The sequence below is a fragment of the Bacillus sp. EE-W1 genome, assembly GCF_009760835.1.
Lineage (GTDB): Bacteria > Bacillota > Bacilli > Bacillales > Bacillaceae_G > Bacillus_A > Bacillus_A wiedmannii.
In genome coordinates, this window is record NZ_WIPE01000067.1 from 55,837 (window position 1) to 64,936 (window position 9,100).

Genomic DNA, 9,100 nt, shown 5'->3' on the forward strand with positions numbered 1-9,100 from the left:
ACCAATGCGAAAGCGAAAATCTGTCTTCATTGTTTTCTTGGTTCTCAGATCCGCTATCCCGGCGGCATAGATCCAATTTTTACCACCCTTAGAAATTTGAGCGAGTATTCCAGGGTATCCAAGTTGGAGTGCATCCCGCATTGCTTTCTTAACAGAATTACGATCGCTTTGATTACTTGTTTGTAGCGAACTAGATACATTTTGCGTAGGTTCTGCTTTTACAATTGATGTTGGTGTTATGTATAACAGGGAACTTCCAGCTATTAAAAGTGATAGACTTGCACTCGTAATTTGCCTACTTGTTTTCATAAGATTCTCCCTCTCCTCTATTCATATTGTGTAGATGGTTATTAGCTGTTTCATACTAAGCACACAGCTATCACCTCTATTAAAAGTTCAATATTACATTTGTAATTATCTTGCTAATTATTTTTTCACAAATGCAATTGTATTCTAACAAACGATAAATCCCTCTTTTTCCGCATGTATGTTAACCCTAGAAGAACCACTCTTATTACTGATTTGTTTTTCATAAATAAATCATGCCTATTTCCCCTTTCACGCCTCATTATATTTTTTAACATACACAATGTAGATCTCCCCTCCCCATTTATTGTTAATGCGTTAAAAACTGCTCCTTGATTCTAAATGTTTTTCTGTCACACACGGTAGTGTCAAAATGTCATGACTTTTATGACATAACTATTAATACAGCCTTATCCACTCAATTTTGTTCTCCTTTATAAATATGACAAAAACTCACTACCTACTATGACTGGCCTCTTGCTACACTCTGTTCATACGCTAACGGGTGCTAACTCGTTTCGCTAACAAAAAAAACAAATCAATTAAAGGAGCTTATAAAAATGAAACAAGCAATTAACAAACTGGGGATCGTTGCAGTTCTTCTTTCTTCTTCAACAATGATTTCTGCGTGTTCCCAACAATTATTAGAAGCTGAAAAATCAAAACCATTAGCATCCTCAACTAATATTCAAATGATGGAAGGACCTAATAATAAAAAAGAAATAGAATCTTTTGCAGACCCGTTATTTGAAGAAAAAATGAAGAAGTATAATGTGAACGGTTCTAGTTTTGTCGTCGTTCATGATGGAAAGGTCGTTGTCAATAAAGGATATGGATATGCCAATAAAGAAAAGAAAATCCCTGTCACTAAGGACACGGTCTTTCAAATCGCTTCAGTCTCAAAAACCTTTACTGCTTTGGCTGTGATGCAGCAAGTCGATAAAGGAAAGCTTAAACTAGATCAAGATGTACAAAAATACCTTGGTGGATTACAAATTCCTAATCAAACAGAGAAACCTCTCACCCTGTTTGATATGCTTACTTATACTAGCGGGGTAGATTTTCCGGATCTCACAAATATAACTGGACCCGAATACGTACATAATAGTATACCAATGAAAGAATTTTTCTCTAAGCATATGCCAACGGTGATACGGCCACCAGGGGAAGCTTATACGTATGACAACGTCTCATTTGCGCTCGCAGGGTTTGCAGTAGAAAATGCTACTAACACCCCTTTCTCAAAATATATGGAAAAAAATATTTTCAAACCATTAGATATGGAATCTACGAGTATGAGCTTTACGCCTGACCTTCTCAAAAGAATGGCTACACATTATGGTCCCACAGGTGATCCGATTCCAACAAGTGGGAGCGGTTTAAGGGATACACCGCAAGGAGGCATTTTATCTACTGCGGAAGACATGTCAAAATACATGATTATGCAACTACAGAAAGGAACGTTTAAAGACAAAGAAATTGTAAGTAAAAAAGGCATAGATATGATGCATGCCTATCAAGTTTTTGATGATAAGACAGTCCCTGTTGCGACAATTGGATTTGAAACGCCTTTTAATAAATTTGCTAACGGTCAACATGTTGTAATGAAAGGTGGAAGTATGCCTGGGCATCAATCACTGCTGATTTTAGTGCCTGAACAAAAAACAGCATTCTTCATGTCTTACAATAATGATTCAATGATGAGTATAGACATATATGAAGCTCTCATGGATCACTATTTCCCCGCTAAGAAGAATGAAGTAAAAACAAGTTATCTCCCGTTAGAGGAAAAAGAGGCTCATAAATACTTGGGTTTATTCCAGAACACGCGTTTCGCTGCCATTCGCACTCATTTTACTTATGAAAATGGGAATTTGATCATGGAGGGTGGAACAACGGGAAAACAAGTTCTCAAAATGATTCATCCATTGTTATTTGAGGATTCAGAAGGCAATAAAGTCGCTTTCAAAAAGAATTCAGCAGGAGAAATCACATATTTTCACTACACCTCTCCTAAAAGCCTTGATTTTGTAGCAGATGCTCAGAAAATTAACAACAAATCACCGTTTGATGACGTGCCAGCAAAGAGTAAATATAGAAGTCACATTGATAACCTTCATGCTCTAAACATTATAGGTGCTAAAACAGATAATCTATTTAATCCGATGGACACCATGACACAAGGAGAATTTGCGGATATGCTGTTACTTGCTCACGGATGGAACGGTTTTCCAGACGAATCCAAGGAGGCAAGGGAAAAAATGATGAATGGAATTCCAGAGTATAATCGTGCTACCCCGATTACACGACAGGTCGCAGCAACCATGATTCAAAACGTAAAGCAAATTCAAGACTTGAAAATGATTCAAAATGATAAATCTAGTAAAGTTAAATTACTTGATGCAGCAGATGATTGGGCAGTCCAATCTATTCAAGCACTTGCCTCCCAAGGAATTCTAGACCCTGATACTTCCATCAATGCTGACGGATCTTTTATGTTCCGTCCGAAAGATGTGTTACTGCGTCAAGAAGCAAGTTCCTTGCTGGATTTAGCTTTTGGCTATTATTCATTACCTATTAAACGACAGTAGATATTTATTCTAATTTAAATAATAAAAAAATAGGATGCTAGTACCTTATCAATATTAAGCTAAAATAAAACAAGAAATTTAACTTTATAAGATTTTTATAAAAATACAAACGATTCGAAGCATAACTCTATATATTTGAAATTTTTGTATTAAAAAAGGAACCTATTAGGAAATATGATAGGTTCCTTCCTTTAATTTAATAGACGTTATACACTGTAAATATGGTGAGTTAGATCTTCAACCTCTTCTAAAACAATTCTCTTAAAAGATAGAAATCTTACATGCTTGTAAGGTAAATGTAAGACAATTCAATATGAGGACTATAATACTTTAGATTAAATTATATATAGCCAATAAAAGAATAGGAGATAACAACTATGAGTATATTAACAGTCCGTAACTTAAGTAAAATTTATAATACAGGAAAAGTATCTTATAAAGCTCTTTCCAATATTGATTTGACAATACAAAAAGGAGAATTTGTAGGAATTATGGGAGCATCAGGAAGTGGCAAATCAACTTTACTGAATATGATTTCTACTATTGATGCACCAACATCAGGAGAAGTATTTATTAACGAAAAAAATCCCCATTGTTTATCTTCTAATGATTTAGCATTATTTAGACGCCGTGAACTAGGGTTTGTCTTTCAATCCTTTAACCTTATGAATACTCTAACTGTAAAAGAGAATATTGTTTTACCACTTACATTAGATAATATAAGTTTGAATGAAATGAACAACAAAGTAGAAGTCATTTCCAAAAAACTAGGGATTGAACAGATTTTAAATAAAAGAACCTATGAAATTTCAGGAGGACAAGCTCAACGAACCGCCATTGCTCGTGCCCTTATTCATTCTCCTCAATTAATATTAGCAGATGAACCAACAGGAAATTTAGATTCAAAAGCGGCAAATGATGTGATGGAACTCCTAAAGAAATTAAATCAAGATCAACAAGTAACTATGATGCTAGTGACACATGATCCCGTAGCTGCGAGTTACTGTGATCGAGTAATCTTCATTACAGATGGATCTTTTTATAATGAAATTTATTGCGATGACAATCGTTCAAAATTTCACAAAGATATTACAGATGTACTATCTTTACTAGGAGGTAAATAACATGAATTTTCGTCAACTTGTATATAATAATGTCACTCGTAATAAACGATTATACCTTGGACATTTTTTGAGTAGTACATTTGCCGTGATGATTCTATTTACTTTTGAATTGCTTGCATTTCATCCTAATTTCACTGGAAATCTTGTATCGACCAGTGAGACCATGAGTTCTTTAAGTACAAAAGGATTTAAAATTGCTCAATATCTAATTATATTTTTCTCCTTCTTTTTCATTCTCTATTCTATTACTATGTTTTTAAAAACAAGGAAAAAGGAATTTGGGATTTTATTACTCCATGGCATGTCTAACGCACAATTAAAAAAGCTAATTTTCATGGAAAATATGTTAATTGGATGTTCTGCAATTATTGTTGGGATTGGACTTGGATTAGTTTTTGGAAAATTAATCTTACTGATAAGTGGTTCCCTTTTCCTGTTAAAAGGTGGGCTTCCATTTCATTTTCCTACTAATGCAATTTTAGTGACATCTCTTATGTTTTTTATTTTATTTATACTTGTCTCTTTTTTCACTGTACGAGTAATGAAGGTATCACAGCTAATTGAACTCATGAAATCTGAAGAAAAACCAAAAGCGGAACCAAAGTCATCTAAATGGCTAGCTTTCTTCTCAATTCTTTGTATTTGCATTGGATATGCCTTAGCGTTTTATTTGGATATAGCATTAAAAAAAGGAATTGAGATATATGTTCTATTACTATGTGTTTTCTTAACTGTATTAGGAACATACTTTTTATTTACTCAGCTCAGCTTTTATGTCATTACAATATTGAAAAATCGTCAATACACTTTCTTTAAAAAAACCAATATGTTAATGCTTTCAGAGTTAACATATCGAATGACAGATAACGCACGAACACTCTTTCTAGTAAGTATACTTTCCGCAGTTGCCTTTACCTCTATTGGTGCTTGCCTTTCTATTGGAAATGGCGCATTAGCGGAAGTTAACAGTCCTTATGCATTTGAATATAAATCATATAAACACAACAAGGAGGAGGCATTTCATATTTCTCAAATAGAGAAACAATTACATAATGATGGATTCTCATATAAATTAGTAACTTCTACTGGTTTTAATACAACAAGTCACGCAACACCAATTATGAAACTGACTGATTACAACGCAACTGCCAAAACACTAGGATACCCAGCAGAAACGTTAAATAAGGAAACAGACAGTCTAATCCTGCCATCAAAAATGTATCTGAGAGTAGCTCCTCAAGAGAAATTAAAGAAACTGTCTTCATCCCTTACACTGGAACACGGTACTATGAATTATAATTTTTCTGATAATAAAATATTAATGGATAATATTATCAGCCCATCTGATAATTTTTCTGTCGTTGTTTCGGATTCAATGTACGAAACAATGCTAAATACACAGTTAGGAGAAGCAAAGGTCGATCAGTATATAGACTATCGTTTTTTAATTAAAAACATGTATGAAACAGCAGATATGGCTAAAAAACTTACAAAGATAATTCCAAATGATTATAGAAGCGGACGCCCACCTTTTATATTTGATTCCCCGGTATTAAAATGGTTAGAAGGTAAACAAGTGAATGCGATACTATCTATTCTCAGTGTACTAGTAGGTGTTGTATTTTTTATATTTACAATTAGTTTCTTATACTTCCGTTTATTTACAGATTTAGATCGAGATAAAAGCCAATTTCAAATGCTTTCTAAATTAGGGTTAACTAAAAGAGAGATAAAAAAAATTGTAACCCAACAAATTAGTATATTATTTTTTATACCTATTGTGATTTCTGTTCTTCATAGTAGCGTGGCCTTCTTGGCAATAAGGTTTTTAGCGCAGAGCAGGCACATAGACTTACCTGTTGCAGGAAATTCTATTCTCATATTCACGAGCTTTATTAGTGTACAAATAATTTACTACCTTATTATTAGAAGAAGTTATTTGCGTCAAATACTTCATTCCATAAATTAAAGTGAAAAATAAGAGAAATACTGATGGCATTCCGTATATATACCTCTTACTTGAAGTCACTTTTTTAGTGAGCTAATAAAATCCTTTGTTTTACCAATGGAGTAGCACCACATCTCTATCAAGCTAAGAAAACAAAATTCCTACTAAAATGAAAAAATACGCTATTCTTTCTGCAGAATCACAGGAAGGGATAACGTATTTTTTGCTTTATGGATAATGTAAAATCTTAGCTTGAAGGCGATGGGGCGGTACCCCAAGTATGAAATAATCAAAGGATTACTGTTTTCGTAAACAGTGAACAAGTGTCATTGAAATGATCAAACTTTATTCAAAAGTTACAGATATGATTAATGAAAAAAGCGAAAGAAAAACAGTTTATACTTCTTACCAAACTTATAAATGAAATGTATAGCTGAGTAGTTACCTTATTTTTCAAAAAAACATTCTGACTATTTCTTTTTCACTTCTTCTACAAATTCCCATGTCTCTCCGTTATCTTTTGATTGATAAAGTGCACTACTATCGCCATTGTAGTCTCCATCTGCCCCTTGTCCAACTAACATATTAAAAACCCCCTCTCTCTCATATGGCATACCAGGAGAATCGAAAGGACTTATTGTGGACTGTGTATGATCTAATTTCACTTCATACGGCGGATATTCTACCTTTTTGAAAGATACCCCTCCATCATCTGTACGATATAACTCTCCCTCATTACCAGAAGGTCTAACTGCTCCTAAAAATCCAAGTTTATCATTTATAAATGTGATTCCTGATATACTACCAATCCCCCTATTAAATGGGTCTGGATTGATAACCTCCCATGTTTTCCCTTCATCACTAGTCTTGCTTAATGAATAAAAAGCGCTACCTAATGCTTTATCTGTCATATTTAGTTTATAACCAACTTCTTTTGATAGGAAAAACTGTTCTTTTTCATTCTTTAAATCTTGTTGTTTCTTCTCTTTAAGCCTATCTTCATTTGGAGGCGTCTTTGATTTACTCCAACTTGCGTCACTTATTAAATTATATCTAGCAGGGACTAGCTCTTTTTCTTTTCCGGGGACAAATATAGATACAGTATATCCAATGATATCAGAAGCTGCTTCGTTAAGACTCTGCCCCTTACCATCCTCAGTAATATTAATAATTCCCTCTGTATTGGATCCCCAATTTCTTTTTCCATAATAAATCAACCCATACTTACTTTCATTCCACTTTCTAACCGTTTGCTTAACTGGAATTGCCTTAACCGTTTTAATTAAAGGTTCTACTAATTTATCATCATTATAATCAGACTTTGCATACCCGTCTCGTATTATAGTAATATTTTCTGATTTCTTCTCATTATAAGAGATTAAATAAGTTTCTTCTTTCCCATCAACATTTTTCCCATAAACAAATGTATCAAACGCTGTGATTGTTCCATCTGAATGAAATGTAAGATCAAAATCAGTTGCCATATACAATTTCTTTGGCAAAGGATATTTTTTATTTATATCTTCAAAGATACCTTCTACTCCAGATTTATATATATTATTATGTTTAAGTTTAACTGACCTTTCATGTTTTAACTTTTCTATAAACCATGCCAATTTGCCATTGAAATTTATTGCACTTTTATAAATCTGCATCCCATAAAATGATGTAATTGCTACAATAATGATAATAGAAATAAATCTCCATGCTATTGAATTAGGTAATTTTTTAGATTCATATTCTCTATTTTTTATCACCCGGATTGTAGTAAATATAGTCATGGATATAAAAAGTACTATACATAATAACAAAATATAAATATTATAATTCATTCTTCCGTACTTACAGTATAAGGCTAACTCATAACAAAAAATCCCGTATACAATTATTAGTATTGGATTTGTTACTAATGACAGAAGTATCCTTTTTGTATTTTCTCTAAATATAGAAACCACTCCTAAACACCCCTGTATTATTTCAGCATTGAAAGCATTATGTTTTCCAGTTCCGCTTTGTTTACATTCCTATCAGGCACTGTTTCCGATTGATAGCCGGTACCCGGATTTGTAATGACTATCTGATATGCACTATTCTTTCCTTTTGCGGGAACAATCATTTTCATACTTTGTATGTTTTTATCTGAGGTGACAGTACCATAGAATACCTGATTTCCTTCTAATTCATAAGTTTCTATATTGTCATTGCCATTACGATTAAACGGATCTTTTTTCTGTTCTAAAAGTGGCGACTGATAAATTGTATAACTATATTTTCCCTTTACATATTCTGATTCAATAAGTATTTCTGGCTTTCTTGTAAGGAATGATCCAGCTAATTCACTCTTTAGTGAGTAGCCCTCAACTGTATAAGTTGGTTTGTTAATTTGAAAATCAACAACCTTTTGTGCCTCTTCTAAGGTGTATCTTAAATGGCTGTCAATTTTGTCTCCCAATGATTGTGATTGATTATAGAGATCATTTAATTTTTTGTTATCTTCTTGACTCAACAGTTCTTCCTTAAACCATTTTACATCCCCTTCAAAATTCTCAGGTACCTCTTTTGAAACCATCGCCTTTTTCTGAATAGAAAGTTTCTCCTTATAAAATTGTATATACTGTTCAAATTCCTCTTTTGTCAAATATTTTTCAGCCAAATACAGATAATCCGTAGCAATTTTATAGGACTCTTTTGACATTCCCCAATCTTTCTTTGCATTTTCTGGCGTACCTAGTGTTTTTTCTACAGCGTTTTGAAGAGGGGCACCAGATTGTTCCTTTACTTCTTTTATTGTAGCCTTTCCTATTGTTTTCTCTTTTTGGTTTGCATTTATTCCATCCGCACGTGCATTTAGTAAGGAAAGAGATGAAACAGCAATAATAGCAACAATTCCAATTGCAGACCAACGATAAGAGTTCTTGCTGAACTTTTTAATCATATGAATTCTCCTTTTTAATGTTCTTTTATTTCTACTTAAATTCGCTAGGCTTGGTACTTGATAATAACTCGAGTAGTACTCTAAAAGGGTAATAATGGTATGACCATATGCAAGGTTTTCCTCTGAATCTATAAATGTAAGAGCAAGCGCATCGCACGCCAGTTCCTGATCTTCCCGCATACATGAGTAGGCATAC

5 protein-coding genes and 1 pseudogene are annotated in these 9,100 nt (G+C 33.4%); 3 read left to right on the plus strand and 3 right to left on the minus strand.

The genetic code is table 11. The annotated features are described in order from the left end of the window. Positions 1 to 309 (minus strand): annotated as a pseudogene (locus GFJ36_RS29700) (serine hydrolase domain-containing protein); the annotation flags it as partial. 557 nt (positions 310 to 866) lie between these two features. Here GFJ36_RS29700 and GFJ36_RS16500 point away from each other — a divergent pair. From GFJ36_RS16500 to GFJ36_RS16510, 3 genes are all read left to right on the plus strand, one after another. Then, complete coding sequence (locus tag GFJ36_RS16500) at positions 867 to 2,897, plus strand: serine hydrolase domain-containing protein (RefSeq protein WP_098082619.1); 2,031 nt, start codon at positions 867 to 869, stop codon at positions 2,895 to 2,897. A 377-nt stretch (positions 2,898 to 3,274) separates the two neighbouring features. Continuing rightward, positions 3,275 to 4,021, plus strand: a complete 747-nt coding sequence (locus tag GFJ36_RS16505) for an ABC transporter ATP-binding protein (RefSeq protein WP_097890934.1) — start codon at positions 3,275 to 3,277, stop codon at positions 4,019 to 4,021. 1 nt (position 4,022) lies between these two features. After that, positions 4,023 to 5,990, plus strand: a complete 1,968-nt coding sequence (locus tag GFJ36_RS16510; protein ID WP_097890932.1) for an ABC transporter permease — start codon at positions 4,023 to 4,025, stop codon at positions 5,988 to 5,990. A gap of 449 nt (positions 5,991 to 6,439) precedes the next feature. On the opposite strand, the gene GFJ36_RS16515 is transcribed toward GFJ36_RS16510, so the two are convergent. Both GFJ36_RS16515 and GFJ36_RS29705 read right to left on the minus strand, forming a co-directional pair. After that, a complete protein-coding gene (locus GFJ36_RS16515) occupies positions 6,440 to 7,924 on the minus strand; it encodes a WD40/YVTN/BNR-like repeat-containing protein (RefSeq protein WP_097890930.1) in 1,485 nt (494 codons plus the stop codon). 17 nt (positions 7,925 to 7,941) lie between these two features. Continuing rightward, the coding region (locus tag GFJ36_RS29705) for a M56 family metallopeptidase (RefSeq protein ID WP_275940653.1) at positions 7,942 to 9,100 on the minus strand (1,159 nt) is incomplete at its 5' end.

Bases quoted from the DNA above. Each gene is read 5' to 3' on its own strand.
- GFJ36_RS16500 (WP_098082619.1), top strand. From the start codon at position 867: ATGAAACAAGCAATTAACAAACTGGGGATCGTTGCAGTTCTTCTTTCT.
- GFJ36_RS16505 (WP_097890934.1), top strand. From the start codon at position 3,275: ATGAGTATATTAACAGTCCGTAACTTAAGTAAAATTTATAATACAGGA.
- GFJ36_RS16510 (WP_097890932.1), top strand. From the start codon at position 4,023: ATGAATTTTCGTCAACTTGTATATAATAATGTCACTCGTAATAAACGA.